Origin of the sequence: Hyalangium ruber (assembly GCF_034259325.1) — a bacterium.
GTDB classification, from domain to species: Bacteria; Myxococcota; Myxococcia; order Myxococcales; family Myxococcaceae; genus Hyalangium_A; species Hyalangium_A rubrum.
Genome location: NZ_JAXIVS010000002.1, coordinates 1 through 26,752, shown reverse-complemented (window position 1 = coordinate 26,752; position 26,752 = coordinate 1). Strand labels below are relative to the sequence as shown.

The 26,752-nt window shown below is 66.5% G+C and carries 20 protein-coding genes and 1 pseudogene; 6 read left to right on the top strand and 15 right to left on the bottom strand.

The window, feature by feature from the left end; genetic code table 11:
* Window positions 1-27: 27 nt before the first annotated feature.
* Genes SYV04_RS05210 through SYV04_RS05200 form a run of 3 tightly spaced genes read right to left on the bottom strand, consistent with a single transcriptional unit; the run spans window position 28 to window position 3,712 of the window.
* Window positions 28-1,050, bottom strand: a complete 1,023-nt coding sequence (locus SYV04_RS05210) for a metal-dependent hydrolase (RefSeq protein WP_321544497.1) — start codon at window positions 1,048-1,050, stop codon at window positions 28-30.
* Window positions 1,051-1,053: 3 nt separating this feature from the next.
* A complete protein-coding gene (locus SYV04_RS05205) occupies window positions 1,054-1,863 on the bottom strand; it encodes a hypothetical protein (protein ID WP_321544496.1) in 810 nt (269 codons plus the stop codon).
* A 46-nt stretch (window positions 1,864-1,909) separates the two neighbouring features.
* Window positions 1,910-3,712: an acyl-CoA dehydrogenase gene (locus SYV04_RS05200; protein WP_321544495.1), complete on the bottom strand. Its 1,803-nt coding sequence runs from the start codon at window positions 3,710-3,712 to the stop codon at window positions 1,910-1,912.
* Window positions 3,713-3,870: 158 nt separating this feature from the next.
* Between SYV04_RS05200 and SYV04_RS05195 the strand changes: the two genes are divergently transcribed.
* The 3 genes from SYV04_RS05195 to SYV04_RS05185 are packed head-to-tail and all read left to right on the top strand — an operon-like array spanning window position 3,871 to window position 8,104.
* Window positions 3,871-6,480 (top strand): PAS domain-containing protein, encoded by a 2,610-nt coding sequence (locus SYV04_RS05195; RefSeq protein ID WP_321544494.1) that lies wholly within the window; start codon window positions 3,871-3,873, stop codon window positions 6,478-6,480.
* Window positions 6,477-6,926 carry a response regulator gene (locus tag SYV04_RS05190; RefSeq protein WP_321544493.1) on the top strand — a complete coding sequence of 150 codons (450 nt, stop codon included), beginning with the start codon at window positions 6,477-6,479 and terminating at the stop codon, window positions 6,924-6,926. Before SYV04_RS05195 ends, SYV04_RS05190 begins: the two co-directional genes overlap by 4 nt.
* 5 nt (window positions 6,927-6,931) lie before the next feature.
* A complete protein-coding gene (locus SYV04_RS05185; RefSeq protein ID WP_321544492.1) occupies window positions 6,932-8,104 on the top strand; it encodes an ATP-binding response regulator in 1,173 nt (390 codons plus the stop codon).
* Here SYV04_RS05185 and SYV04_RS05180 read toward each other — a convergent pair.
* The 12 genes from SYV04_RS05180 to tssJ form a co-directional block, all read right to left on the bottom strand.
* A complete protein-coding gene (locus tag SYV04_RS05180; protein ID WP_321544491.1) occupies window positions 8,084-8,803 on the bottom strand; it encodes an NAD(P)-dependent oxidoreductase in 720 nt (239 codons plus the stop codon). The genes SYV04_RS05185 and SYV04_RS05180 overlap by 21 nt on opposite strands.
* A gap of 15 nt (window positions 8,804-8,818) precedes the next feature.
* Entirely contained in the window at window positions 8,819-9,712 is an 894-nt protein-coding gene (locus SYV04_RS05175; RefSeq protein ID WP_321544490.1) for a hypothetical protein, read from the bottom strand.
* 137 nt (window positions 9,713-9,849) lie between these two features.
* Window positions 9,850-10,854, bottom strand: coding sequence for a type VI secretion system baseplate subunit TssG (tssG, locus tag SYV04_RS05170; protein WP_321544489.1), 1,005 nt, complete (start codon window positions 10,852-10,854; stop codon window positions 9,850-9,852).
* Between the two features lie 2 nt (window positions 10,855-10,856).
* Window positions 10,857-12,599: a type VI secretion system baseplate subunit TssF gene (tssF, locus tag SYV04_RS05165; protein WP_321544488.1), complete on the bottom strand. Its 1,743-nt coding sequence runs from the start codon at window positions 12,597-12,599 to the stop codon at window positions 10,857-10,859.
* A 22-nt stretch (window positions 12,600-12,621) separates the two neighbouring features.
* On the bottom strand, window positions 12,622-13,017 hold the full coding sequence (tssE, locus tag SYV04_RS05160) for a type VI secretion system baseplate subunit TssE (protein ID WP_321544487.1): 396 nt from the start codon (window positions 13,015-13,017) through the stop codon (window positions 12,622-12,624).
* A 62-nt stretch (window positions 13,018-13,079) separates the two neighbouring features.
* On the bottom strand, window positions 13,080-13,571 hold the full coding sequence (tssD, locus tag SYV04_RS05155; protein WP_321544486.1) for a type VI secretion system tube protein TssD: 492 nt from the start codon (window positions 13,569-13,571) through the stop codon (window positions 13,080-13,082).
* Between the two features lie 131 nt (window positions 13,572-13,702).
* Window positions 13,703-15,190 carry a type VI secretion system contractile sheath large subunit gene (tssC, locus tag SYV04_RS05150; RefSeq protein WP_321544485.1) on the bottom strand — a complete coding sequence of 496 codons (1,488 nt, stop codon included), beginning with the start codon at window positions 15,188-15,190 and terminating at the stop codon, window positions 13,703-13,705.
* Window positions 15,191-15,212: 22 nt separating this feature from the next.
* The gene (gene tssB / locus SYV04_RS05145) at window positions 15,213-15,722 is read right to left on the bottom strand and encodes a type VI secretion system contractile sheath small subunit (protein ID WP_321544484.1); all 510 of its coding nucleotides are present in this window, start codon (window positions 15,720-15,722) and stop codon (window positions 15,213-15,215) included.
* 129 nt (window positions 15,723-15,851) lie between these two features.
* Window positions 15,852-19,490, bottom strand: a complete 3,639-nt coding sequence (gene tssM / locus SYV04_RS05140; RefSeq protein WP_321544483.1) for a type VI secretion system membrane subunit TssM — start codon at window positions 19,488-19,490, stop codon at window positions 15,852-15,854.
* The gene (locus SYV04_RS05135) at window positions 19,490-20,182 is read right to left on the bottom strand and encodes a DotU family type IV/VI secretion system protein (RefSeq protein WP_321544482.1); all 693 of its coding nucleotides are present in this window, start codon (window positions 20,180-20,182) and stop codon (window positions 19,490-19,492) included. Before SYV04_RS05135 ends, tssM begins: the two co-directional genes overlap by 1 nt.
* Before the next feature lie 32 nt (window positions 20,183-20,214).
* Window positions 20,215-21,582: a type VI secretion system baseplate subunit TssK gene (gene tssK / locus SYV04_RS05130; RefSeq protein ID WP_321544481.1), complete on the bottom strand. Its 1,368-nt coding sequence runs from the start codon at window positions 21,580-21,582 to the stop codon at window positions 20,215-20,217.
* Window positions 21,579-22,172, bottom strand: a complete 594-nt coding sequence (gene tssJ, locus SYV04_RS05125; RefSeq protein WP_321544480.1) for a type VI secretion system lipoprotein TssJ — start codon at window positions 22,170-22,172, stop codon at window positions 21,579-21,581. Before tssJ ends, tssK begins: the two co-directional genes overlap by 4 nt.
* Window positions 22,173-22,885: 713 nt before the next feature.
* On the opposite strand from tssJ, the gene SYV04_RS05120 reads away from it, so the two are divergent.
* The 3 genes and pseudogenes from SYV04_RS05120 to SYV04_RS05115 form a co-directional block, all read left to right on the top strand.
* Window positions 22,886-24,214 carry an OmpA family protein gene (locus SYV04_RS05120; protein ID WP_321544479.1) on the top strand — a complete coding sequence of 443 codons (1,329 nt, stop codon included), beginning with the start codon at window positions 22,886-22,888 and terminating at the stop codon, window positions 24,212-24,214.
* Between the two features lie 28 nt (window positions 24,215-24,242).
* Window positions 24,243-25,460 (top strand): annotated as a pseudogene (agmC, locus tag SYV04_RS43695) (adventurous gliding motility protein AgmC); the annotation flags it as partial.
* Window positions 25,461-25,583: 123 nt separating this feature from the next.
* On the top strand, window positions 25,584-26,752 hold a 1,169-nt coding region (locus SYV04_RS05115), incomplete at its 3' end, for an Ig-like domain-containing protein (protein ID WP_321544478.1).

The following is a 26,752-nucleotide window of genomic DNA, read 5'->3' as shown; positions in this document are numbered from 1 at the left end:
CGGGTGTCGGCTACTGAAGCGAAGGGCTCAGCGGTTCTCGGCGGGTGGCGAGAAAGGTGCCGGCTCTGGGGTGCGCCAGCGCCGTAGCAAGTCCCCGGCGCTTCCACCCCGATCGAGGCGAGCGTCGCGAAGTGTACCCTCTGGGTTCAGCACCAGGACGAACTGGAGGGTTGGCTCCCCCCGCAGGTGGTAGCGCAGGTCACCGATGCGGATCTCGGTGCTTCCCTCGGGCCGTGGGGCAGTGGACACCAGGGGGAAGCGCGCCCAGGCAAGCGCCTCGCGCACGGTGGAGAGTCCCCGCGCTGACTCGGGCAGTGCGTTCGCCGTGGGCTGGGGCCAGCGGCGCTCCTCGCGTGGCGCTTCGCCCAGGGACACGGTGCCCACCCCATACTCGCCGGGGAGGATGGCCACGTAGCGCCAGGTGGTGAGCGACAGCAGGGCGGGGAACACCTGCACCCGCTCCACCGCGGGCCAGGCCTCGCGCACCCGCTGGCTCAGGGTCGCCTGGAGCGCCACGCGCAGGCCCAGGTAGGCCGCGGAGAGGGCCAGCCCCGTGAGCAGCGCGCGCCGCCACACCGTCCGCCGGCGCCAGGCCCAGAGCGCGCCCGCGAGCAGCGGCAGGGTGACCCAGGGGTCCACCACCATCGTCCAGTCCAGCGTCCAGCGCCGGTCCGAGAAGGGCAGCAGCACGCGCGTGCCCCAGCCCGTCCACAGGTCGGCGAGCAGGTGCGCCAGGTTCACCGAGAGCAGGCTGTAGAGCAGCACGGGTCCGGTGCGGGCCGAGCGGAAGACGAGCCGCGCCACGGCGGTGGCGGCCAGGGCGATGACGGGGGTGAACACCAGGGCGTGCGAGAGGCCCCGGTGGGCCTGGAGCGCATGCACGACGGAGTTCTCGGCGGGCAGCAGGTTGTCCAGGTCGGGCAGCTCGGCGGCCAGGGCACACCCGAGCAGCACGGCCTTGTCGGTGGCGGACAGCGGCGCGCCCGGTGTGTCAGGCCGGCGCAGCGCGCCCACGGCGAGGCCCAGCAACCCATGGGTGAGGTTGTCCACGGCTCAGTCCATGAGTGCGCGCGTCACGGCGCGGACATGGAGGCGCACCCGCTCGCGGGCCGCGATGAGCCGGTTGGCGTCATCCGAGACGTAGCCGAGGCACAGCACCACGTCGTCCTCGGGCGCCGAGCGCACGCCCAGCCGCGCGTAGTTGATGGTGCGGGAGACGGGCTCGCCCTCGGTGTCGGGGGTGAAGCGGCCGAACACGGCGGCGTAGGGGCTCCGGTCCGCCGCCGTCTCCTTCAGGGCGAAGAGGCGCCGCACGGCATCCAGCACCGCCGGCCGAGCCACCATCGCCTCCGGCCGCGCCGGGCCGCCCAGCTCCCGCTCGATGAGGCGCAGACAGCCGCGCACGAACTCCACGTCGGTGATGACGAGGCCGTAGAGGTACCAGTCGGGGCAGGCGGCCTGGACGAGCCGGGCCTGGGCATCATCGAGCCATCCAAAGGAAGGGCAGGTGAACGTCTCGCAGATGGAGGCCCGGTAGACGCCGCAGTCGCGCAGATCGACTCCGCCGGTCACCTTCGGGTGGCCCAGGCACCCTACCTGCCGCTGCTCCGCGTCGATGAACCCGAGCAGGGGGCACACTCGCACTGCGGGGAAGAGCGGAGCTTCACGGCGAGACTCGGTCAGCTCGCGGGCGGCGGCACGGTAGGCCCCCGCTTCCTTGGGGACTGCGCGCAGTCGAGCGGTCTGCTCGGCCAACCGCTCGGTCAGCGCGGCGCGAGAGTGGTCTCGAAAATTGTAGAGCCCGCAGCAGGCACCACAGGAGGCACCCCGCCCGGGCTGGCAGAGGTGGAAGGAAACGGGCACGGAGCCTCCATCATACCCAGCGTTCCGGGGGAGAACACGGGGTCATTCAGAACCAATCCGCACGCATGCGGGTGTAGGAGTCCTCTCCCGAGCGGCACAGCTCCACCAGGTGCGGCACGCGCGGCACCTCGGTGGCGAACCAGTACTGCGCCGCGCACAGCTTGCCCTCGTAGAAGTCGCGCCCCTCGCCTCCCCGGGAGAGCCCCTCTCGGGCCGCCGCTGCCTGGGCCAGCCAGCGCCACGCCACCGCGACGATGGAGAACAGCTCCATGTAGTCGGCGCTGTGGCGCAGCATTTGTTCCACCTCACCCGCCATTCCCATGGCGCCCAGGGCCATCGTCAGCTCGCCCACCGCCCCCACGGCACCCTCCATCGCCTCGCACCAGTCCGCCTCCACGCCCGCGTGCCGCGCTCGGGTCACCGTGGCGGCCACCTCCTCCGAGAAGGCGCGCAGGGCCTCGCCTCCGGCCGCCACCACCTTGCGCCCCAGCAGGTCCAGCCCCTGAATGCCCGTGGTGCCCTCGTGGAGGCTGTTGAGCTTCTGGTCTCGCAGCCAGGCCTCGGGCAGGTACTCGCTCGAGTACCCATACCCTCCGTGTATCTGCAGCGCGAGCGCGTTGGCCTCGTAGCCCTTCTCGGCGGGGAACGTCTTGGCCACCGGCGTGAGCAGGTCCAACAGCAGCCCCGCGCGCTTTCGTGTCTCCTCCTGGGGCGCGTGCGAGGCGAGGTCCGCCTGCCACGAGGCGGCCGCCAGCAGCGACAGGCCTCCCTCCACGATGGCCTTCTGGCGCAGCAGCATCCGCCGCACGTCCGCGTGTTCGATGATGGGGGCCTGCGGCTGGGTGGCGTCCTTGGCGCCGGCGGGGCGGCCCTGGGGACGGCCGCGCGCGTAGGCGAGCGCCTCGTGGTACGCGACCGAGGCGGTCGACACGCCGTTGAGGCCCACCATGATGCGCGCCTCGTTCATCATCTGGAACATGCAGGCGAGCCCCCGGTGCTCCTGCCCCACGAGCCAGCCCCGGCAGTCGCCCGACTCGCCGTAGTTGAGGATGAGGCTGGGCAGGCCCCGCCAGCCGATCTTGTGGATGACGCCCGCCACCTGGACGTCGTTGTCCACCAGCCGGCCGCCCTCGGGCCGGCGCGAGGGCACCGCGAACAGGGAGATGCCGCGAGTGCCGGGAGGCGCCCCGTCGATGCGGGCCAGGGTGAGGTGGACCACGTTCTCGGTGAAGTCCTGGTCCGCGCCGCTGATGAAGATCTTCGAGCCCGAGAGCCGGTAGGAGCCATCGGGCGCGGGCGTGGCGCGCGTCTTCACGTCCGCGAGGCTGCTGCCCGCCTGCGGCTCGGTGAGGGCCATGGTGCCCGTCCACTCGCCCCGGTACAGGCGCTCCATGAACTGCTCGCGCAGCCAGGGGGTGCCGAACACCTCCAGCAGGTGTGCCGCGCCAATCGTCAGCCCCACGTAGCCGTAGGCGCTGAGGTTGGCCGCCATGAGGTAGGCGTTGGCCAGCGAGGCCACGGTGAGGGGCAGCCGCTGTCCGCCGACCTCTGGGGGCCGGGTGGCCGTCAGCAGTCCCAGCTCCACCATTTGTGGGTAGAGCGTTCGCATGAGCGGGTGGACGTGGACGCGGCCGTCCCGGAAGCTCGGGGGCTCGGCGTCCATCATCCGGTAGGTGGGAAAGAGCACCTCGCGGGAGAAGCGGCGGACGTTGCCCAGCACCAGCTCGAACGTCTCGCGCGAGTGCTCGGCGAAGGCGGGTAGGGTGCAGAGGCGCGCCGCGTCCAGCACCTCGTAGAGCTGGAAGTCGACGTCGCGGTCGGACAGGAGCGGGTTGGCGCTGGAAGTCATTCAGCCAGTATGCCGCTCCAGGAGGCCGCTGCCAGGGGCTCGCTTACCCCCTCCCCCCACGGGCCTGGAGGCATCCGGGGGACTGTCGGCTGGAGGAAAGGCCACTCAGGGCTGAAAGGGCGGGCGTGGGCTGCGCTGTTACCGTCGAGCCCTCCCGCATGCACACCTACGAGTCGCGACCGCCAGAGACGGATGCTGCCCCGAGCCCGCGAGGCGAGGCCCTGCCCGGCAGCCCCATGAGTGACGCCTTCCGAGAGGTCGCGGAGGCCATTCCCCAGCTCGTGTGGACCACACGTCCGGACGGCTACCACGACTACTACAACCAGCGCTGGTACGAGTACACGGGCACCTCGCGCGACCAGTCCCAGGGCGAGGGCTGGCAGAACCCCTTCCACCCGGATGACATGCCGGAGACGCTGCGGCGCTGGCACCACTCGCTGCGCACGGGCGAACTGTACGAGACGGAGTACCGCTGCCGCAGGCATGACGGCGTCTACCGCTGGTTCCTGGGACGCGCTCACCCGGTGCGCGATGCCAGCGGGCGCATCGTCAGGTGGTTCGGTACCTGCACGGACATCGATGACCAGAAGCGCGCGGCGGAATCCACGCGCTTCCTGGCCGAGGCCGGCTCGCTGCTGGCCTCCGCGTCGCTGGACTACGAAGCCACGCTGGCGGCGCTCACGCGGCTGGTGGTGCCGCGCCTGGCGGACTGGTGCTCCATCGAGATGGCCAACGAGGATGGCACCACGCGCCAGGTGGAAGTTGCCCATGTGGACCCGGCGAAGGTGCGCTACGCCCGTGAGTTGCGCCAGCGTTACCCGCCTCGCCAGGAGGAGCCCCAGGGCTTGCTCCAAGTCATCCGCACCGGTACCCCGGTGTACATCCCGGATGTCCCGGACGAGCTGCTGGTGGCGAGCGTCCAGGATGAGGAGCACCTGCGCATCTCCCGCGAACTCGGGCTGCGCTCGGCGATGGTGCTGCCACTCAACGCGCGGGGGCGCACGCTGGGCGCGCTGACGCTCGTCAACGCCGAGTCCCACCGGCGCTTCACCCAGGAGGACTTCACCCTGGCCGAGCAGCTGGCCACCCGCGCGGCCCTGGCGGCGGACCATGCCCGGCTCTACCGCGAGGCGGTGCATGCCGAGGAGCGCTTCCGCTCGCTCGTCACCGCTACCTCCCTGGCCGTCTGGGTGACTCGCCCGGAGGGGACCATTGTCGAGGACTCGCCCTCGTGGCGCTCCTTCACCGGACAGAGCGTCGAGGAGTGGCAAGGTGCCGGTTGGCTCGAGGCCATCCACCCGGAGGACCGGGAGCGTGCGGCGCGCGCGTGGCGGGAGGCCGTGGCGAAGCAGGGCATTTACGAGGTGGAGTACCGCCTGCGCCGGCCGGACGGGCGCTACAGCATCACCGTGGCGCGGGGAGTGCCCGTGCTCAACGCCGATGGCAGCGTGCGCGAGTGGGTGGGTCTCAACACCGACATCACCGCGCAGCGCCAGGCCGAGGTCACGGCCCGGCACCTTCAGGCCGAGCAGAGTGCCCGGCGCCATGCGGCCCTTCGCGCGGATGTGAGCGCGGCGCTCGCGCAGCAGGGAACGCAGGAGCAGATGCTCCAGACGGCGTGCGAGGCGGTGGTGCGGCACCTGGGCGTGGAGCTGTCGCGGGTGTGGACGGTGGACCGGGAGACCGCGAAGCTGCACCTGCGGGCGAGCGCTGGACGGGACACACGGGTGGATGGGGAACATGCCCGCTTCTCCGTGGGCCAGTCGGTGATTGGCCAGATTGCCCAGAAGCGCCAGTCGCTCCTCAACCCCGAGGGGCTCCAGGAGCCGTGGGGTGATGAGGCGGCGTGGGCCCGCCGGGAGGGGCTGGTGTCCTTCGCTGGCTATCCGCTGGTGCTGGGCGAGCAGCTGGTGGGGGTCTTTGCCATCGCTGGCACCCGCCCACTCGAGCAGGAGACGCTGGATGCGCTCGCCGCGGTGGCGGAGATCATCACTCAGGGCCTCGAGCGTCGCCGTGCCGAGGAGTCCCTTCGGCGGCATGCCCAGGAGCTGGCGCGTTCCAACGAGGAGCTGCAGCAGTTCGCCTACGTGGCCTCGCATGACTTGCAGGAGCCGCTGCGCATGGTGGCCAGCTACACCCAACTGCTGGGGCGGCGCTACCGGGGCAAGCTGGACACGGATGCGGATGAGTTCATCGGCTATGCGGTGGACGGGGTGAACCGGATGCAGCGGCTCATCCAGGATCTGCTGACCTACTCACGTGTGGGGACGCGGGGCCGCGAGCCCAGCCCCTGTGATTCGGCCCAGGCGCTGACGCGCGCGGTGGAGAATCTGCGGACGATGCTCGAGGAGACGCGGGGCGAGGTCCAGGCCGGGCCGCTGCCTCGGGTGCGCGCGGACGAGACGCAGCTGGCCCAGCTGTTCCAGAACCTGCTGGGAAACGCGCTGAAGTTCCATGGGGAGGCGGCCCCACGGGTGGAGGTGTCGGCCGAGCCCCAGGGGCCGGAGTGGTGGCGCTTCACGGTGCGGGACAACGGACTGGGCATCGATCCACAGTACTTCGACCGCATCTTCATCATCTTCCAGCGCTTGCATGGCCGTGAGGAGTACCCGGGCACGGGCATCGGGCTGGCCATCTGCAAGAAGATCGTCGAGCGCCATGGAGGACGTATTGGCGTGGAGTCGCGGCCTGGAGGAGGCTCTACGTTCTGGTTCACCTTGCCGGCCGTCCCCGCCGCGGCGGCCCCGTCTCAGGACATCCATTCATGACGAGCGCAGAGTTTGGTCGGCCGATCGAGATCCTCCTGGTGGAGGACAACCCGGGCGACGTGCGGTTGACCATCGAGGCCCTCAAGGAGGGCAAGGTGCGCAACAACCTGTCCGTGGCGAAGGACGGGGTGGAGGCGCTGGCCTTCCTGCGAAAAGAGGGGAGCTTCGCCCACTCGACGCGCCCGGATCTCATCTTGCTGGACCTGAACCTGCCTCGGAAGGACGGGCGCGAGGTGCTGGCGGAGATCAAAGAGGATGCGGTGCTGCGGCGCATCCCCGTGGTAGTCCTGACGACGTCGAAGGCGGAGGAGGACATCCTCCGCACGTACGACTTGCACGCCAACTGCTACATCACCAAGCCGGTGGACCTGGAGCAGTTCATTTCCGTGGTCCGCTCGATTGACGACTTCTGGCTCTCGGTGGTGCGACTGCCGCCGGCGCCATGACCGCGATGACCTTCCAAGAACGCCCGATGCGGCTGCTGCTGGTGGAGGACAACCCCGGCGATGCCCGCCTCATCCAGGAGGAATTGAAGGAGGTGTCCTCCGCGCGCTTCGAGGTGCTGCACGTGGCGCGCATGGCGGAGGCGGAGCGGGCGGTGCGCGAGGCGCCACCGGACGCGGTGTTGTTGGACCTGTCGCTGCCGGACGGGCATGGGCTGAGCAACATCTCCCGGCTCTTGCAAGCGGTACCGGTGGTGCCGCTGGTGGTGCTGACGGGAACGGACGACGAGCGGCTGGCGGTGCAGGCGGTGCATCAGGGGGCTCAGGACTACCTGGTGAAGGGACAGGTGACGGGGCCGCTGCTGGTGCGCGCGCTGCGCTACGCCATCGAGCGCAAGCGGGTGGAAGAGGGGCTCAAGCGCGAGGAGTCCCAACGGCAGACAGCGGTCTTCCGCGAGCAGTTCGTGGGCATCCTCGGGCATGACCTGCGCAATCCCTTGCAGGCCATCGCGGGCAACGCGGGGTTGTTGTTGCGTTATGGAGGGCTGACCGAGCCTCAGCGCAAGGCGGTCAACCGCATCTCCATCTCCGCGGACCGGATGGCGCGGATGATCAACGACCTGCTGGACTTCACCCGGGCGCGGCTGGGCGGGGGCTACCCGGTGAGCCGGGCACGGATGAACGTGCATGACGTGCTGCGACAGGTGGTGGAGGAGCTGGAGGTGGCGCACCCGCAACGGAGCTTCGAGTTGAGCTTGTCCGGCAACGGGTGGGGGGACTGGGACGCGGACCGGATTGCGCAGGCGGCGTCCAACCTGGTGGGCAACGCGGTGCAGTACTCGCCGGAGAACAGCCCGGTGCAGGTGGTGGCGCGGGATGAAGGGGAGGGGATCAGCGTGCAGGTCCACAACCTCGGCTCGCCCATCCCGGTGGAGCGGCTGCCGCACATCTTCGATCCGTTCGTACGGGGTCGGGAGGGCGTCCGGGGCCAGGAGCGAGCGGGACTGGGACTGGGGCTCTACATCACCCACGAGATCGTCCGCGCCCACAGCGGCACGCTGCGAGTCACCTCCACCGATTCGGACGGCACGCGCTTCTGGATGAACCTGCCGCGCTACGCTTCGATGCCTGCTTCCACTCGAGAGGGTGGTGGAAGGACCTCAGCCGCCCAGGACGGGTGAGAGCCGCACATAGCGTCGGCTCCGGAGCTGCTCGAGCATGAACGTGGCCACGTCCGCACGGGAAATTCCCTCGGGCACCTCGGCCCAGCCGACAGACACTTGGTAAGCCCCACGCGCGGGCTCATCCGTGAGCTGGGTGGGTCGGACCAGCACCCACTCGAGCGGGCTTCCACGAAGGGAGTCCAACTGCCGCTCCCAGTCTGGAGGAGCATTCTTCTGCAGGAAGGGAGCGAGGAGCTTTCCGAGGAGCCCTCGTCGCGCCCAGCCCTCCTTGGTGGGAGGAGGAGCCAGACAGATGAGTCGGTGGACGCGATACTTTTGCATAGCTGCCACGATGTTCTCCGTGGCCTTCGCTAAGGCCTCACCTGCTCTTCGTCCCGAAAATCCCAGTGCAGACAGCACCGTCCGCTGGCCCAGCATTGCCTTGTCCACTGTTTCCGGACTCAGGGCATCACCCTGCAGGATGTGGAGCCGGGGGTGACGGATGTCCAGGGAATGCGGGTCGCGCACCAAAGCTGTGACGGTGTGGCCTGCCGAGAGCGCCTGCTCAACCAGATAGCGCCCGGTTCGTCCCGTCGCGCCGAGGATGAGCAGCGGTACGGTGTGCTCCTCCGGCTTTTGTTCACGCGTCGGTCCGTAGGCAACCGCATTTCCACGGCCCATGACCGAGATGCTGAGCATGTCGTCGGAGTCGTCCATGGGAGAGCCTCCTGGCTATGGCGTGTCCTGGGCGGTTTTCGGCGCTTGGGGGGCCAGCTCCACGGTGTGGGTTTGGGGAGGTGCCAGCACCTTGGCGCCTGCTAGCAGCTCCGGCTCCATCAACCTGACCCACAGTGAGGGGCTCGTCCCCACCAGCCGGGCGTCCTTGACCGCGAGGACACGCTGGGCCTGCGCTCGGCGATACAGCAGGGGAGGCATGGAGGCCTGATTGGGATCCAGCTCGTGCATCACCACCTGCTCGTCGAGCACGATGCCCTCTGGTTTCACAGCCAGCGTCGAGGTGAACTCGACCTTGCGCTGCAGTCCGCCTGGAAGCAGCAGGACCTGCTCTCGGCTCAGCGGGAACCACGCCGGGCCCAGGCAGGCCCCTTCGCTACTCACCACTGCCTCCGAGAAGAAACGTCCCTGCCGAAGGGGAAGGACACGCGCCATCCGCCGGCAGACAGCGGGGGCTTCGTCCGTGCAGACCTCTCCCTCGGCCACGAGAACCGTGGTGCTCCCGGCCTGCTCCAGGCGAAGTCGGGACTGGCGGGGGTAGGCCCGCAGGCTCCCCAACGCCCGGACGACGAAGCCCTGCGGGGTCCGTTCCACGAGCCCGACAGGTCCCAGCCCTTCTCCATTGTCGAAGCGCCGCGCGACCACCCAGACGAGCCGTGTGTCCGCGCGCACCGTCTCCAGCACCAGGTCTTCCTCGGTCAACTTCTCCGGGGGAAGGGGCTTGGGCTCGGGGCCGGCCTCACGGCACTCCTCGCCCTGCGGCTCCTGCCACACCACGGGCGAGCCCGAGCAGTCCAGGGAGGGGCGTGGTGCCAGGCCCTGCTCACGATCGAAGCCGTGCAGCAGCAAGGCGAACCAGTCCTCCGGAGTGGGGACGACACGGGCGTCCATGGTTGCCTCCGCGGTGCAGAGTGGGGAGGGCTGGGGGGAGGTAGCGCAGGCGACGAGCAGGAGGCAAAGGCCCGCGAGGGCGGGAAGTGACAAGCGACTCATGGGATCCTCGACGGGAAAGAAACGAGAGCGTGGACTCATGCGGCTCCCTGGATGGTCAGACGGTTCTGGCGATTCGTGCCGAGCCACGTGTCCCTCCCGAGTTGAGACGGCCAACCACTGGAGAGCTTGAAGGTGTGGGTGACACTCTCGGAGAGGAACAGCTCGAACGTGTACTCGAGCGGATCCCGGGCGAAGAGGGAGACGACCTCACGGGCCAGTGGGTACAAGTCCCCGTCCGCCATGAGGCGCCGGTAGGCCTGGGGTGCGAGGGGACCGATCTCAACCTGGAACCGCCCCATCCGATCGAAAGCCCTGCTGCCCAGCAGCATGTTGCGGCCCAGTTGGTGGTGGGCGCGCCCCAGTTGTGTGCGGGCATCGATATCCACCCATCGGCCCACGAACTGCCTGACGTTGACGCGCGCTCCCCCCAACTCCTCTGCCAGCACATCCTGCAATGCCATCTCCAGCCGCTCGGCTGTGCGGACGCGGCTGATCAACAGGGGCGCGATGCGCAGCAGGCGCCAGGGAGGCAGGATGCCCGGCCATGCCCGCTCGTAGGTATCGAAGCCCGCGAGGGCGAGGATTCGCCGAGACCACTGATCGGTGCAGGTCGACGTCAGCTCTCGCGTGACGCGGTAGCGGCAGTCGATGCGGTACAGCAGCGACAGGAGGCGGTGGTGGAACAAGTCCAGGAACTCGCGCAGGGGCGCGTTGTACGGATCTTCCTGAGCCACCTCCTCCGCCATGTAGAGCGGCAGTGGAGACGCCGAGCCGGTGAGTCCCAGGAAGGTGGTGGTGACCTCGAACAGCGGTCGCCGGGCATCAGGATCGTCGGGGCGGAAGGCCACCTCTCGAAGCATGAGCGAGCTGACATCGCTCGAGGAGAAGCCCATATCGGGGTCATGCCGGAAGCGGATCCGCTCCTCGCTCACGGGCCCCAGCTCACCCACGCGCACCGCATCCGCCGTGAGCCGTTCGAGGAAGGCCACGAGTGGGAAGAACCCAGGCCGCTGGGAGGCGGAGCGGATGACCTTCGTCACTTCTACAAGGTCAACTGGGAACCGTTCCGCGGCAGCCACGAGTACTCCATCTGAGAGGGCTGGAGGCGAATGCCCAGCTCGTTGAAGGAATTGAGGGTCACGTTCGAAGCGAACAACTCATCGAGGATGCAGCCGAAGAGGAACGCGTCGCCGCCGCCCAGGAAGTTCGTCTCGTCGAGCGCCACGGTGATGCGGTTGCCACGCAGCGGAGTCCCATCGAGAAAGCGGATCCCTGCCTGCACCTCCACGGAGCGGATGGAGTTGATGCGCAGCCGGGTAGCGCGTGCGGCCAGGTCATCCGTGAGCGCCTTGAAGTTGTAGAGCTCCAAGAGGCGTCGCAGCACTTCTCCCCCGCCCAGCGACTGCTGGTTGATGGCCAGGTGCGAGAGCAGCCGCCAATGCAGCTCGGTCCCCAGGGGCGCACGAGCGGGCCGGCTCACCGGAGAGATGTTCCGGAAGCGGGCGTTGGTGGGAGAGGTGACGGTGGGCAGGTGGACATCACCCACCTGCAGCCGCGTTGGCAATGAGCGGTTGGTGCATGTGAGCTGGATGGAGAGCGTCTCGTCGGCGATCGAAGGCGTCACATCCCGGGGCGTCTCCAGGGAGAGGTGCGTGTCGATGCCGTCGTCGATGGGCGAGGCTGCCCGTCGCAGGCGATAGAAGGTGGGCTCGGCGGTGTCGCCCGCTGCGTGAGCGAACTCGAAGAAGGGACGGTAGGTGCGCCGCTCGTTCACCCCCATGCGAAGGCCCGTCACCGAGTCCACCGAGAAGACCTCCATGTGCCTTGCATCGATGCCATCGGCGCGAAGGATGTGGTCCTGGGACATCACGGAGTGGCGGAGCGGGTGAGCAGGCGTGGAGAACAGGTTGATGGCCGGCGCGCAGTGGAGGCGGAACATCTCCTGGCCGACGCGGGCCTCCAACGGGGGGGGGCGCTCGAAGTGGAAGGCCAGCTCGAAGCGGCTCTCCGCGATGGCCTTGGCTGCATCCAGCCCTCGCACCTCGAAGAAGAAGAACTTCTCGGGCAGGGTGAAGTACTCCTGGAGCTGACGGTACCCCTCGGAGGCGCGGGGCCAGGGCAGGAGCCGGAAGTTGCGGTCGAACCCGAGGGAATGGACGGCGCTGGCCGGAAGCTGCACGGACCGGCCATTCTCGTTGCGGACCTCGACGCCGCGGCAGTAGCGCAGCAGCCACAAGAGCATGAGGGCGCTGGTGGCCATCTCGGCATGGATGAACAGCCGCAGGCCCGCGGGCCGGAAGATCTCCGAGTAGATCTGCTCGTGAGCCTGGAAGAAGAGCCGCAGCACGGGCGCGGTGGCGGAGGACTTGTCGAGCAGGGCCTCATCCAGGGTGAGCGGCAGCAGCTCCACGTCCGAGGTGGTGCGGAAGACACACGAGGTGCCATCCAGCGGGCGCGCGGCGATCTCCACCCCCGCGGGGATGGTGGAACGGCCGCGCAGCGCGCGGACCTGAGGAGTGAACTCGATGACGGTGCTGGCGGGGACTGGCCGCAGGTAGTGCGGCAGCAGCAGCTCGGTCAGGACGTGAATCATCTCCGGGACGTCGTCATCCACCCGCTCACGGATGCGCGCCGTCAGGAAGGCGAAGCCCTCGAGCAACCGCTCGACGTCGGGGTCCGCGCCGCGCTCCACCAGCATGCCCGCGACGCCGGGGTTGGCCAGGCCGAATGCCCTGCCCATCTCGCGGAGGTAGGCCAGTTCGCTCAAGAAGTACTTGCTGAACATGAAATGTCCTTGGCTGGCCGGCTCACCACAGCTCGACCTGGTTGTTTCTGCCCAACCGGGTGTGGAAGCGGATGGGGCGCCGCGTGCCGCGCGCCAACAAGTTCGCGGAGATCTCGAAGCGCAGGCTGGTGGGGTCCGTTTCGTCGGGAACGTGGACGACGGCGACGTTCTTCAGGCGTGGCTCGTAGTCCTGGATGGCATGCCGCAGCGACTGCTGCATGCGATCGATCGCGGCGGGAAAGGTGTGGATGATGTCGTTGAAGTCCATGATCCCAAAGTCGGGCGCGGCCGCGGACTCTCCCTTCCGGGTGTTGAACAGCACGCGCAGGTGCTGGGTGACCTCCTCGACGGGATCAACCCGGCGTGAGGCATGCACATCGCCACTTTGGAGCCGTGAGAAGAGGCCGCGGTTCGCCATGATGAATGAACCTCCAGGGGGGCGCCCTTTGCCGGATCGGGCGCCCCCCTGAATGCGAGCTGTTACTTCTGCTCGGACCAGCTGTCCGCGTGCTGCACGCCACCGTTGGTGTAGGTCCAGTCGATGGTGTGGAACACGATGGCGACCTCCTCGAGCGGCGGCTCGAAGGCGGAGGCCGGGACGATGGTGTTGGGCACGAGCTGCTTGATGCTGTTGATGCGGCCCTGCTTGATGTTGACGGTGTAGAACTGCTCGGTCGTCCCATCGCCGGTGGGGTTGGGGCGGAAGAACTTGAAGGTGGCGTCGATGACCTGGTTCTCGGTGAGCGCCTTCATCAGCAGCGGCGTGGACTTGTCGATGCGCTTGCGGATGAGCAGCGGCTCGTACTGGCGCCGGCCCGTCGCCAGGCCCGAGCCCCGCTCGCGCGCGGTGATGACGCCCTGCTCGTAGTAGACGCACTCGATGGAGCCTTCGCGACCCAGGCTCACCTGGGTGCTATCGCCCTTGATCTCCGTGCCATTCGCCTTCAGATAGAGGTGTACTGTCTCGGCCATGTCTGCCTCGTGGGGACTGCGGGGTGTTGGGGTGAACCGGCTCCGTTGCCGGGGCCGGGGTTGAGGAGGACTTCACCGGCCGCCCGGTGCCTGCGACGGCCAGTCCTCTCCCGCTCCTTGCGGAGCGAGGCTCACTGCTTGTCGAGCTTGCCGACGAGCGACAGGGTGAAGGAGGCACCCATGTACTTGAAGTGGGGGCGGACCTGGATGCTGCACCGGTACCAGCCGGGCTGGCCTTCCACGTCCTCGACCGAGACACGCGCCTTGCGCAGCGGCCGGCGCGAGCGCACGGCGGGAGCCGGATCATCCATGTCGGCCACGTACTGGCTCAGCCAGTTGTTCAGCTCGCGCTCGAGGTCCGAACGCTCCTTCCAGCTGCCGATCTGCTCGCGCTGCAGCACCTTGATGTAGTGCGCCAGCCGGGTGGTGATGAACATGTACGGCAGCTGGGTGCCCAGCCGGTAGTTGACCTCGGCCGCCTTGCCCTCGGGGGTGTTGCCGAAGAGCTTGGGGCGCTGCGTGGAGTTGGCCGAGAAGAAGGCCGCGTTGTCGGCGGACTTGCGGAACACCAGACCGATGAAGCCCTCCTCGCTCAGCTCGTACTCGCGCCGCTCGGTGAGGAGGATCTCCGTGGGGGTCTTGGTCTGGATCTCGCCCATGGCTTCGTACTGGTGCAGGGGCATGTTCTCCACCGCGCCGCCGGACTGGGGACCGATGATGTTGGGACTCCAGCGGAACTTGGCGAACGAGGAGGCCACGCGGGTAGCCAGGGCCGTGGAGGCGTAGCCCCACAGATAGCGGTCGTGGTGGCCGACCACCTCCTCGGTGAAGTTGAAAGCCTTCACCGGCACGGTCCCCTCGCCGTACGGCAGGCGCAGCAGGAAGCGCGGCACGCACAGGCCCACGTAGCGTGCGTCCTCGCTGTCGCGGAACGACTGCCAGCGGGCGTACTGCGGCCCCTCGAACAGCGACTTGAGGTCCTTGAGGTTCGGCAGGTTGAGGAAGCTCTTCTCTCCGAAGAACTCAGGGCCGGCGTTGGAGATGAAGGGCGCGTGGGCCATGGAGGCCACCGCGGCGCACTTGGTCAGCAGCTCCATGTCCTGGGGGCCGGGGCCGAAGTCGTAGTCGCCGCAGATCATCCCGTAGGGCTTGCCGCCGAAGACGCCGTACTCGTTGGAGTAGATGACCTTGTAGAGGCCCGACTTGACCGTCTCCGGCGCGTCCTCGAAGTCCTTGAGCAGGTCCTCCTTGGAGACGTTGAGCATCTCCACGCGGATGTTCTCGCGGAAGTCCACCTTGTCGATGAGGAACTTCAGGCCGCGCCAGCGCGACTCCATGGACTGGAAGGTGGGGTGGTGGAGGATCTCGTTGACCTGGTCGCTCATGCGCCGGTCGAGCTCGGAGATCATCGCATCCACGAGCGCCTGGTCGATGCGCTCCTGGGCGCGGTTGGGCGCCAGCATCTCGGTGATGAAGGCCTGCACGCCGCGCCGAGCGACGTCATAGCCCTCATCGCGAGGCTTGAGCTTGGCCTCGGCCAGGATGGTGTCGAGCAGCGAGGCATCGGCCTCGACCTTCGCCGCGGAATCGTTCTTCAGCAGGTTCGTGTCGGTGTTCATGGTGGGTGGACTCCTCGGAGGGTTACTGCTTCGGGGCGGCGACCTCGTCGGGCTTCATGCCCAGCTCCTTCATCAACTTCTCGCGGCTGTCGGCGCTGTTGAGCAGGTCCTGGAGCCGGCGGCGGAAGGCGGGGATGTTGCCCAGGGGGCCCTTGAGGGCGTTGAGGGCGCCGCGCAGCTTCAGCAGCGTGTCGAGCTCCGGCACCTGGTTGACGATGTTCTCGGGGGTGAAGTCGGCGAGGCTGCGGAACTGCAGCGTCACGGGCAGCGAGCTGCCCTGCTCCTGGGAGAGCTTGTCGGACACGGACAGCGTCACCTGCAGGTTCTGCTGGGCCATCACGTCGTTGAAGTTGTCCTTGTCGACGTTGATGGGGGCGCGATCCTCGACCGGCCGCTCATCCTTCTGGCCCGTGAAGTCCCCGAGCATGAGGAGCTTCAGGGGGAGTTCGACCTGCTCCTGAGCGTTGCCCGTGGCGGATTGGTAGACGATGTTGACGCGCTCCTTGGGTGCAACAGAACTTTCCTTGCTCATCTGCGACCGGTCCTTTGTGGGTGTTGCGGTGGGCACTGCGAACGACAGCGGTTGGAAAAGGCAGACACGTGTCCTGTCAGGCGCGGCGGACGTGCCTGTTCTGAGACTTCGGGCTCTGAGAGAAAGCCTTTAGGGCTGGGCTTTCGCGGAGAGGACGGCGGGGGAGCAGTCCTTGGCGACCTGGGCAATCCCCGCGGGCGGTTTCAACTGCGGGTCGCGGAAGATCTGGAACAGCCTCGAGGTGTTGTTGCCTGAAGTGCCGAAGAAGGGGTTGGCGAGGCGCTCGGGACGGATGTCGATGGCGATCTGCGCGTTATTCAGGTCGGGGATCTCCCAGGTCGCCGTGAAGAAGCGCCCATCCGCACTGGGCTCGATCTTCTTGGCACGCTCCAGCAACCGGAAGAGGCCCCACTCACCAGGAGCATCAAGGTCGGCGATGTTCCCGGAGGTGCTGACGACGCGCAGGTGAGCACCGAGCTTGCCTGCGGGACCTGGCCAGCTCAGAGGCCGCCAGCGGTCATCCGGCCCGTTCCGGTAGAGCTCCTCGGACCCATCCACGGTCAGGGTGATGGAGGCGATGTCCGAGGGGCCGGAGTCTTCCGACGCTCCCGGCCTCAGGCGCACGGTGAAGCGCACGAGTGGGTCCTGCGTATCGCCCGGGAAGAGCGTCGTGGCCAGGGCATTGACGCGCTCCAGGTAGGTGAGCAGCTCTTCCTTGTACATACCGCTGAGCGAGGGCGCGCTGAACTGCCAGCGCCTCCCATTGGGGATGACCTCCTCGGAGAGCTGCGCCTGGATGAACTTCTTCACGACACCATTCGAAGGATGGAGAAACTGTGAAAGTTCCGGAAGCGGCGTGTCCAGCAACGAGCTCTTGTCGAACGGATAGCGGTTGGCCATCAGCGTCATGAAAGGGCTGAACACGTCGTCGCACCACTGCTGGCTCTTCTTGGCCGACACATCCCGGAAGATGACCGTGCGCACCTGCTTGAGGGGAGGCAGGAGAAGTTGCTCGAAGAGCGCCTGTCCACCCTCCTGGCTCTTGATCAGGAGTTCGACGTTCTTTCTGCTGGAGGCGATCTTCTCGATGAGCAGGCCCGCCTCATTGGGCTTGTCGCGGACCTCCAGCAAGGTGTTCAGCACCAGCATGAGCTGGTCCTGATAGGAGTCGAGCTGCGTCAGCTCCTCGTCTCCATCAGGGGTGGGGAACTTCTGCGTGCTGAAGAGGAGGAGAGGGGCAAAGTGTCGCCTTACATCTTGAGGTGTCAGCTCGAGCTCGCCTGTTGCGGACGCGCGGTCGATGAGCTTGCTGGGTTGAGGCGCTGCTGTGCCCTTGTCCAAGGCGCGAGAGATCAGATTGGACAGTGTCCCTTCGTTCTTGGGCTTGCTCTCCTCGAAATTGACATTGTGTCCCAGCGCGCGGAAGAGTTTGCCCAGAGGGGTCGGCTTGCCTCGGACAAGGCTCTCGAGCAGACGCTCGGTCTGATCCATGTCAACGGGCTCTTCGACCCGAATGGAGTGGAGGAAGTCCGTCCATTCCTGGATGTACTGTCGGTAATATTGAGTACGCAGCTCGGCGCGGTTGCTCTCTTCGTTCTCCTGGGAATCACGGTTGAGGACCCAGGACTCGGAGCCTTGAAAGGCTGAGTCCATGCGAGCTCGGATCCATCCGGTCCAAGCCGGCTCCGTGTAGGCCCCGCGCACCTTCTTGGTCGCCCTCATCGCGGGGACCGCGCCGACGATGTCGCTCAGCGTCTTGTCTGCGTAGTCGCGATTGGCCTGTTCGACGATGCGCTCGAGTTCCAGGGTGGCGAGCGGAACCCTGTTGAGGGCACGGCGTGCGGAGATCGCCACCCGCTCATCCCGAGGAAAGGCGAGCTGCTCGGGCTCCGCTGCAAGCATGGCGATATAGGTCTGCGCGTGGCGGGTGATGAGCTGCTCGAGATGTGCATCATTGCCCTGCCCTCGGATGTCCTCCCAATGCTTGACCATCTGCTTGACGAGCCAGGCCTGGTGAAGTTCGTCGAGGGCAGGTTCCCGCGGGGAGCGTGGATGGGTGACGAGCAGGTACATCTTCAGATTTTCGAAATGCTTGCCGTAGGACTCGTTGCTGGGCTTCCAGTCCGGTCGGTCCTGGTGCTGGGAGAACAGCTCCAGGTTCTGCTTGATGCGCTCGTGCTGGCGACCGAGGAGAATGCCCTTGAGCTGACCGTTGTAGAACGTCTGAGCCAGCGGGAAGAGCCGATCCCCCTTGTAGAGGCCCATGCGCAGCCACAACGGGACGCCATCCACCCGGTGCCAGTGGAGCGTCGCGAGGTGCTGTTGCAGCGGCTCCAGCTCCTGGATGCGGCTGATGTCATCATTGGCATCCAGCTTCACCGAGACGATGGTGTCGCGCACCTGGCGGAGCAGTTCCCGGTTCTTGAAGAAGGACACGGTGGGGAGCACCAGCAGCGAGGCCGTGATGGCCATGCAGGCTCCCACCAGGACATAGCGCCGCTTCCGCTGGCGGATCTCCTCCATGGAGGAGCGGACAGCGAGCTTCTGGTCCTGGAACATGATCTTGGTGAGCACGTCCCAGATAAAGAAGCTCCGGCCCTCGGCTGCGGTCTCGGCAGGGGAGGGGCGTGCCTGGCTAAGGAGCGACTCAGCAGAGGAGAGTGTCGGACGCTCCGAGGATCGCAGCTCCTGGGTGCCGCTGGTGAAGTAGACGCCACGCATCACGGGCGTGTCCTGGAAGACGTTCTCCAGGAACAGCGGCTGGATGAACTCGGCGAGGTTCTTGCGGATTCCATCGAAGCGCTGGGGGAACTGGTAGATGCGCTCGCGCGTCTCGAGCCGGCGCTCCTGGCCAAGCCGGCGGGTGGAGCGTTGCTCTAGGATGGACGTCATCTCATCGAAGCGCTTGAGCAGCAGCTCTGTGGGCGCCTCGGGCTGTGCGGTCAGTGGCACGGTGAAGCCCCAGATCTGCCCGCGCTCGGATCGGGGCAGGTCGGAGAACATCTCCACGAATCCGTGGAGCAGGTCACACTTGGTGACCATCACATAGATGGGCACCACGACACGCAGGCGAGCCGTCATCTCATCGATGCGCTCACGAAGGCGCTGCCCCAGCTCGCCGGCCGCTTGGGGATCGACTCCCATCAACTCCGACACGCTCACCGCGACGACCAGACCGTTGAGGGGCCGTTGGGGTCGGTGCTTGCTCAGGGTATCCAGGAAGGCGAGCCACTCCTCCCGATCCTCGTCGCTCGAGATGTAGCGGCCCGCGGCATCCAGGAAGACAGCCTCGTTGCTCAGCCACCAGTCGCAGTGGCGTGTTCCCCCCACGCTCCGGCCGGCTCCGCCGCGGTTGGACAGGTAGGGGAACTTCAGCCCGGAGTTACGAAGGGCGGTGCTCTTGCCTGAGTCCGGCGGGCCAATAACGAGGTACCAGGGCAGCGCTCCGACGGCATCCCGTCCTCCGCGAGACAGCTTGGAGGACTTGAGCGCGGAAACGGCTCGGGAGAACTCGGCCTGCATGGCCTGGACCTCCGGGAGCAGGGCGGGCCTGAGGGCCTTGGATGGTTCCGAGGCAGGAGGCTTCTCCGCGGACGGCTCTGGCTTCTTCTTGGCTTTGGCCCGTCGCCTGCGGATGAGTGTCACCAGCACGGTCAGGAGCACCATGACCCCTGTGGCTGCCAGTCCCATCGACAGGGGGAGCTGGAACTTGAAGGTGCCAGCCCAGATCAACCCAATCATCAGTGCTGCAAGGACATAGAGCAGCATCACGGTCCCTCCTTCGTGATGGTGGCCAGGTGGAGTTCGATGTCGTGGACCATGGTGGAGGTGGTGCGATCGAGGCCGAGGACGAGGCCTCCGTAGAAGAGGAGCGCTAGGACGACCGCCGCCAGTGCGGCGGAGGTGAGTGACAGGCGGCGCTTTGCCAGCGCGAGGTTCTCCGAGGGCCGCTCGCCATGCGGCGCGAGCATGTCGAAATCAAAGGGCTGGGCGCGCTCCAGGTCCTTCTGGACGGCATCGACGAGGGTCATCAGCTCCAGCTCGCCGCCACGGATCCGATAGCGGCCTTGGAAGCCGAACAGCATGCAGAGGTAGTAGACGCGGAGCACCTCGGCGCGGTGTGGATCCTTGCGAACCGTGCTGAGGCGGTTGAAGAAGCTGTCGCCGGCTGCGGTCTCGTTGAAGTAGTGGAGCTGCAACAGGTTGCTCATCCAGAACTGCCGGTAGTGCTCGGGCTTGCTGAGCACCAGCTCATCCAGGAGCGAGACGAGGGCGTAGCCGATGTCCTGCGCATCCTGGTGGCTGAAGCCGAGGACGGCGGCTCTCCGGAGCACCTCATCAATGACTCCCCGGAGGCGGTGGTTCAGCACCTCGGGGGGAGGAATGGAGGACGCTTCCGCCTGGCGGAGTTGGATGACTGCATCGAAGCAGTCCTTGGTGGCCTCGTTGACTCGGTCCATGGGCTCTTGAGGGGGCGTTGCGAGAGAGGGGGTCAGCGGCCAACCGTGGGCACGGCGAGCAGCTCGATGGAGGTGTGTTGGGAGTTGAAGATGTGGGGCAGGAAGAGCGCGACGGAGCGCTCGCGCATCACCGTTCGCCAGCCGCCGTCCTGGACCGAGAGCGAGAAGTAGGAAGCGCCAGGGCGCACGGGCACCTCGGGCGGCGGCCGGTAGGTGACCTGCAGCGGCACTCCTGGCGCGGCGGCCTGGACAAGGCCCTGGATCTCCGAGCCACTCCCAAGCTTCGAAAGCTTGGGGAGCTGATCGGCGACGAGTTGTTCGGGGAGCTCGCTTCGCACCATGAGGAGGAACTGGCCGCAGCGCTCGAAGCGCTCGTCCTCCAGCTTCGCGCGGTAGAGCCCGTCCTGCCCCCGTTCCATCGGCACGGTGAGGCACTGCTCCAGCGCGACGGAATGCATCAGCTCGATCAGGCGCCGGAACATCTCCTCGAAGGTGGCCCGCAGGTTGGTGAACTGGAAGGGCGGCAGTAGCGCCGGGTCAGCGTCCGCGGAGAAGGTGCAGAGCTGCCCCGCGAAGCGGCTCAGCATCAGGTAGAGGTCATGAGGGCGCATATTGCCCGCCTCGATGACATGAGAGAGGAACGGGACGATGCCATTGAGGGCATGCAGCTCCAGGAACAGCGTGACGTCCGAGGCGGTGTACTCGAGCGAGGAGGCATCGCGGTGTCGCCGGCGCGAGGCGAGCTGCCGCTGCTTGGAGACGATCAACCGCAGCAGCGAGCGCAGCTCGGTCATGATGAACGGAGAGGCGCTGACGCGCAGGCACGGAGGGATGTAGCCCTCGACCAACACCAGGCTGCCGGACTTGTCGCGCGCGAGCTCGGCGATCTTGATCGCCTCGAAGTCGTCCCGGGGCTCGTGGCCGAACAGGAGCTTCATGTTGCGCTGCGCGAAGGCGATCTGGACGATGGAGGTGGAGGCATGCAGGTCCCCCACGGAGCGGCTCCGAGGTGAGAAGCGAGGGCTGCTGCCGACCTTGCCTGCCGCGCCGTAGCTCTCTACATCGCTGCGTTCCTTGGGAATGCCCAGGTACAGCTCGAGGACTTGTTGCGTGGGCCGGAAGTGCCCTTCCACGGGTCGAGCCGCGGGCGATTCCTCCTGGCCGGCATCGAAGGCCACCGCCAGCCCGTCCGGAAGGATGCCGAAGAACTCCAGCAAGTGAACCTGCCCGGCGCGCAGGGCCTCCATGTCGAACTGCATGGACACCACGCCCCAGGGGTGAAGCGACACGGAGCCCAAACGGGTTTCCAGCAGGGACTCGTGATACAGGTCCAGCTGCTGCATGTGATGGGGACTCATGAACATCCCCTCGGACCAGATGATGCGCTGCGGAGCCTTCACTGCGTCCTCCTCGAACGGCGCAAGAGATCGATCTGGTAGCCCTGCAGCTTGAAGCGCAGCTGCACGTCACTGCTGTCGGGAGGGCCACGACTGCCAAGGGGTTCCTCCGCGCACTGGTTCTCGGGCACGGGAGGCAGCTCGGCGACGGTGCGCCACGCGTAGCCGAGGGGCTGGCGGAAGAGGCCAATGGCCACTACGTACCGTGCCTTGGGAGCTCGCTGGACCCAGTGCTCGAGGGTCTGCCCCGGAGCGACGATGAACTCCGCCGACTCCAGCAGATCCTCGCCAAGGATGGACTTGGGCTCGGCCCAGAGCTTCTGGAAGCCGGCGCGCTCCAGCTTGATGCTGTCCTTGAGCTGGAGGAACTGCACCACCGTGGGAAGAGGGCGGCCCAGGGCGTCTGGGTTGACACGCTCCGCGGCTTCGAGGTGGGCGTGAAAGGGGGGCGGCTTGTCGCAGGCCGCTGCGGTCTTCATCGCGCAGGCTGGCAGGGTGAGCAGCGAGCAGGCAGAGATCCACCAACGCAGCCCAGTCCCTTTTCGGACTGGATGCGGTGTGACTCGCGTGGAATAAAAGAGAGTTGAACCCATGCGCCCCGGACGACAGGAAATGGAAGAACCATGCGAAGCACGGGAGTGATTCGTGTTCGTCTGGTTTCTGACGAGGTTCAATGCGTCAGAAAAGCGGGGGCGTATATGCTACCAAAGTGGTACGGTTTTCCGGCTCCGGTCTGTCGTATGGATGGCATTGATCGTTCAGATCATCCCGGTTCAGCCTGACGCTCGCGAGGAATCGCGCCTGGCACGGGGGATCCAGACTCGGAAGGCTGGGCAGATGCATGAGGCGAAGCAGGCTTGCGAATAGCGCATGTGGAATTGCGCTGACGCTCATTTCGTTCGTGGCCGCGGCGCAGGAGCCCTCGAAGATTCCCGGCTTTGAATTGGAGCGGTTGGATCTGAATCCTGGTGCCGCGGGCTCCTTGGTGCTGGGGACGGGAGAGCTGATGCCCGCGGGAGACTTTCGGTTCTCCGTGGTGGGGCACTATCAGCATGATCCACTGGTGTTCTCCCGCGCAGGCCAGGTGCAAGCCATTGTGGGTAGCCGAGCGACGATGCACGTGGCGGCTGCGTATGCTCCGTTCTCCTGGCTCGAGCTGGGGGCGCAGGTGCCCATGGTTGCATTCCAGAAAGGCACGGATCTGAGTGGGGAAGGGATCGCGCGGCCCGCCTCCTATGGCCTGGCGACCCCCCTTGCAAGCGCTCGATTGAGATTGCTGTCCCAGCAGCGGGGCTCCTGGGGAGATATGGCGCTAGAGCTGGGAGTCGGGCCGCCGATTGGCAGCGCTCCGGGGTTCGCTCGGGATGAGGGGCTCCGCTATGCGCCGCGCCTGATGGCGGGGCGGAGGTTTGGCTGGTTCCGGTTGGCGCTGGATACGCGGGTGTTGGTCCGCCCCTCGATCGATTCGTACACGGATCGGGATCTCACTCGGGAGGAGATTGGCAACGAACTCCACGTCGGGCTCGGGCTGGCGATGGTGGGCCAGCGGCTGCGTTGGGAGCTCGATGTTCGCGGGGTTGTTCCTTTGGTGAAGCAGGCGGGCTCCGCGGAACTGCTGTTCGGGCCCCGCTATCTGGTGAACCCTTCCATGGAGGTATTCGCGCTGGGAGGAGTGGGGGGAGGTTCGGGGCCGGGAACGCCGCTGTTCCGCGTCCTGGTGGGGGCCGCGTTCGGCAGGGTGATTCCTCCGAGGTTGGCGGGAGAGTCAGCGGTGAACTGCGCTCCGGAACTCGAGCACACGGTGGAGGAGTGCCCGGATCTGGATGAAGACGGTGATGAAGTCCTCAACGGGGTGGATGCCTGTGTGGATGAGGTAGGAACCCCCGAACGGCAGGGCTGCCCGGTAAAGGACTCCGACGGCGATGGCATCGAGGACAAGCTGGATGCATGCCCGAGCGAGATGGGCGTGGGAGCCTGGCAGGGTTGCCCGATGCCGGATCAAGACAAGGACGGTATCGAGGATGCGCGGGACGTCTGCCCCTCTGATCCAGGCCCGGAGCTGTCGCGCGGTTGTCCGCTCAAGGACCGTGACAAGGATGAAGTCGAGGACGACGTAGACCAGTGCCCGGATTTGTTTGGGCCTCCCGAGCGTCAGGGGTGTCCAGAGTCGGACCAGGATCGGGACAACATTCCTAACGTAGCGGACACCTGCGCCAAGGAGCCGGGACCTGCCGACAACCGCGGTTGTCCCGCGCACGAAGTGCCGCTCGTGTCGCTCACGCGCAAGAAGGTCGAGCTATCGAGCAAGGTCTACTTCTTCCCAGGCCAGGCTCGAATCGATGAGCGCTCATTCGCCGTGCTGAACTGGGTGGCGAAGGTGATCGTCGAGCACCCGGAACTCACCCTCATCGTCGTGGGAGCCCACACCGACGATCGAGGCAACCCGCTCGACAACTTGCGCACGTCACAAGCCAGAGCGGAGTCCGTTCGCCAGTACCTCCTCCAGCGAGGCGTCGAGCCCGAGCGACTCCAAGCCAAGGGCTACGGTCAAGAGAGGCCCATCGACAGCAACGCCACGTCCATCGGCCGTGAGAACAACCGTCGTATCGAATTCACCATCGTCTCGTCCCAGTGAGGGCGGACAACACAAGCCTCAGGGGAGTATGTCCATGAGAACGAGATGGAAGATGTTGTTGGCGCTGGTGCTCGGCGCGACCACAGCCTTTGCCGGCCCCGATACGTTCGGCTTGGGGACAGGACGTGACGGAGCGCTCACTGTCAAGTCACCACGAACAATCGTCAATCGCTATGTGTTGGTGACGGGGCCGATCGCTCCAGGTGACACCGTTCTGCAGGTCTCGTCGACGGAGGGATTCGCGGCGGGAGATCTGGTGATGGTGCTGCAGACGACAGGCATCGTGCCAGAGCCGCGGAGAGGAACCTCGGAGCCGATCGACTTGAGTCGTGATCCCGTAGGCCGTTGGGAGTTGGCCCGGGTGAACTCCACCGATAGCCAGGGAATGAGCCTCGTGGAGCCTCTACTCCACCCCTATGCGGCCTCTGTAACTCAGGTCATCCGGGTGCCGGAGTATACCGATGTGACCGTGCGCCCTGGGAACAGCCTCGTTGCTGCTTCGTGGGACGGCAGCAAGGGAGGAGTGCTTGCGTTCCTGGCCAGCGGCACCATTCGAAACGAAGGAGATATCAGCGCGAGTGGAGCTGGATTCAGAGGAGGCATCGCCGGAGGAAGCCAGTCCGCCTTCATGGGCTGCGCCAGCGTGCCTTTGGCGATGAGACCTGCGGGGACGCGAGGTGAGGGCATCGCCGTCCTGAGCTACGGACCCCTGGAAGCTGGCTGGGAGAACGCCTCCAATGGTGGAGGCGGGGGCGTGTGCCCGATGGCGGGAGGCGGTGGAGGAGGAAATGGCGAGCCAGGACAGCGGGGAGGGGATTCCTCCGCTGCGTGGGGTGGAACGAGCGACGGCGGCGGGCTGGGAGGCGCACGGCTTCTTCACTCGATGATCAACCGCTTGACCCTGGGCGGCGGAGGCGGAATCGGCCATGGAGAAGGTGGCGGCACGAGCTTGGTGGCGGGAGCTGGCGGTGGGGTGGTCTTCATTCGCGGGAGCCGTATCGAGGGGGAGGGCTCCGTGACGGCGGATGGCGAGGCTGGAGAGACCAGCATCTTGGGAGGAGGTGGTGGAGGCGGCGCGGGTGGGAGCATCTACCTGCGGGTAGTGGGAGCAGCTGAGTGCGGCGGTGTCTCCGCAAGGGGAGGTCAGGGAGGAGGCGCTGCGTCCGCCTGGGGAATGCAGGCGGGAGAGGGTGGGGCGGGGGGAGGAGGGCAGGTGCTATTCCAGGCCAGCTTCATGAGCCAGTGTCCAAGCACCGCAGGCACCTTCACGCGACTGGCCGGTGGATTCTCCGTGCCGTCGCCTCCTGCCGAGGCGCTCCTGGTGCGGGATTCAGATAGCCAGAGGTTCTTCGTTCAAGGAACAGCTCCCTTGAATGTCGATGTGGTTGTTTACAGAGAGGGCCTGGAACTTGGCAGGGTGGGGGTCAACGCTTCCGGGGCTTATGCGTTCGAACTCGATAGAGGGTTTGAAGGGCTGCCGCAGCTTTGGGTGGCCGCGGAGTTTCAAGGGGTGCAAAGCAATAGGTTCCATGTCTCATCTGCGGGGCCTTCCAATAATGAGCCTGAGCCTGAGCCTCCGACGAGCCCCACGATCAGCATGCCTGCCGAGGGCCAGTTCGTCAGTGGGAGACGTCCAGAGGTGAGAGGTACGGTCGAGCAACGAGCTGCTGTCAGTATCGTGGTTACCGTCAAAAATGCTCAAGGCCAGGTATCGCCTGGAACTACCGTGAAGCAGGGAGGTGACTGGACCCATACTCTTACAAGTGACCTGGCCGACGGCAGTTACAGCATTCTGGCCGAAGCCGTCGAAAACCGGTATCGCGTTCCTGCTCCCGTGGTGACGTTCACTGTGGATGGGACGCCGCCGACCACTACCGTGACAGGGCCTGTGGGGCACGTTTCCTCGACCAGCGCCACGTTCGTGTTCAGCTCGAACGAGGCGCCGAATGTGAGCTACGAGTGCCAGCTGGACGATGAGACAGCGTTCACGGCTTGCCCGGCTTCTTCGTTCAGCGGGCTGAGCCAGGGGCTGCATGTGCTGAAGGTTCGCGCCAAGGACCGGGCGAACAACGTGGATGCCTCTCCGGCTGAACACTCTTGGACCGTGGACACGCTGTTGCCAACCACCACCGTGACAGGGCCGGTGGGGCACGTTTCCTCCGACAGCGCCACGTTCGTGTTCAGCTCGAACGAGGCGCCGAATGTGAGTTACGAGTGCCAACTGGACGATGAGACAGCGTTCACGGCATGCCCGGCGCCTCCTGTATTCAACGAGCTGGGCGAGGGGCTGCATGTGCTGAAGGTGCGTGCCAAGGACCGGGCGAACAACGTGGATGCCTCTCCGGCTGAACACTCTTGGACCGTGGACACGCTGTTGCCAACCACGACCGTGACAGGGCCGGTGGGGCACATTTCCTCCGACAGCGCCACGTTCGTGTTCAGCTCGAACGAGGCGCCGAATGTGAGTTACGAGTGCCAACTGGACGATGAGACAGCGTTCACGGCATGCCCGGCGCCTCCTGTATTCAACGAGCTGGG

Excerpts from the sequence above, each read along its gene's own strand:
- SYV04_RS05200 (WP_321544495.1), bottom strand. The coding sequence starts at position 3,712 with ATGACTTCCAGCGCCAACCCGCTCCTGTCCGACCGCGACGTCGACTTC.
- SYV04_RS05195 (WP_321544494.1), top strand. The coding sequence starts at position 3,871 with ATGCACACCTACGAGTCGCGACCGCCAGAGACGGATGCTGCCCCGAGC.
- SYV04_RS05190 (WP_321544493.1), top strand. The coding sequence starts at position 6,477 with ATGACGAGCGCAGAGTTTGGTCGGCCGATCGAGATCCTCCTGGTGGAG.
- SYV04_RS05185 (WP_321544492.1), top strand. The coding sequence starts at position 6,932 with ATGACCTTCCAAGAACGCCCGATGCGGCTGCTGCTGGTGGAGGACAAC.
- SYV04_RS05180 (WP_321544491.1), bottom strand. The coding sequence starts at position 8,803 with ATGGACGACTCCGACGACATGCTCAGCATCTCGGTCATGGGCCGTGGA.
- SYV04_RS05175 (WP_321544490.1), bottom strand. The coding sequence starts at position 9,712 with ATGGACGCCCGTGTCGTCCCCACTCCGGAGGACTGGTTCGCCTTGCTG.
- tssF (WP_321544488.1), bottom strand. The coding sequence starts at position 12,599 with ATGTTCAGCAAGTACTTCTTGAGCGAACTGGCCTACCTCCGCGAGATG.
- tssE (WP_321544487.1), bottom strand. The coding sequence starts at position 13,017 with ATGGCGAACCGCGGCCTCTTCTCACGGCTCCAAAGTGGCGATGTGCAT.
- tssD (WP_321544486.1), bottom strand. The coding sequence starts at position 13,571 with ATGGCCGAGACAGTACACCTCTATCTGAAGGCGAATGGCACGGAGATC.
- tssC (WP_321544485.1), bottom strand. The coding sequence starts at position 15,190 with ATGAACACCGACACGAACCTGCTGAAGAACGATTCCGCGGCGAAGGTC.
- tssB (WP_321544484.1), bottom strand. The coding sequence starts at position 15,722 with ATGAGCAAGGAAAGTTCTGTTGCACCCAAGGAGCGCGTCAACATCGTC.
- tssM (WP_321544483.1), bottom strand. The coding sequence starts at position 19,490 with ATGCTGCTCTATGTCCTTGCAGCACTGATGATTGGGTTGATCTGGGCT.
- SYV04_RS05135 (WP_321544482.1), bottom strand. The coding sequence starts at position 20,182 with ATGGACCGAGTCAACGAGGCCACCAAGGACTGCTTCGATGCAGTCATC.
- tssJ (WP_321544480.1), bottom strand. The coding sequence starts at position 22,172 with ATGGGTTCAACTCTCTTTTATTCCACGCGAGTCACACCGCATCCAGTC.
- SYV04_RS05120 (WP_321544479.1), top strand. The coding sequence starts at position 22,886 with ATGGCGCTAGAGCTGGGAGTCGGGCCGCCGATTGGCAGCGCTCCGGGG.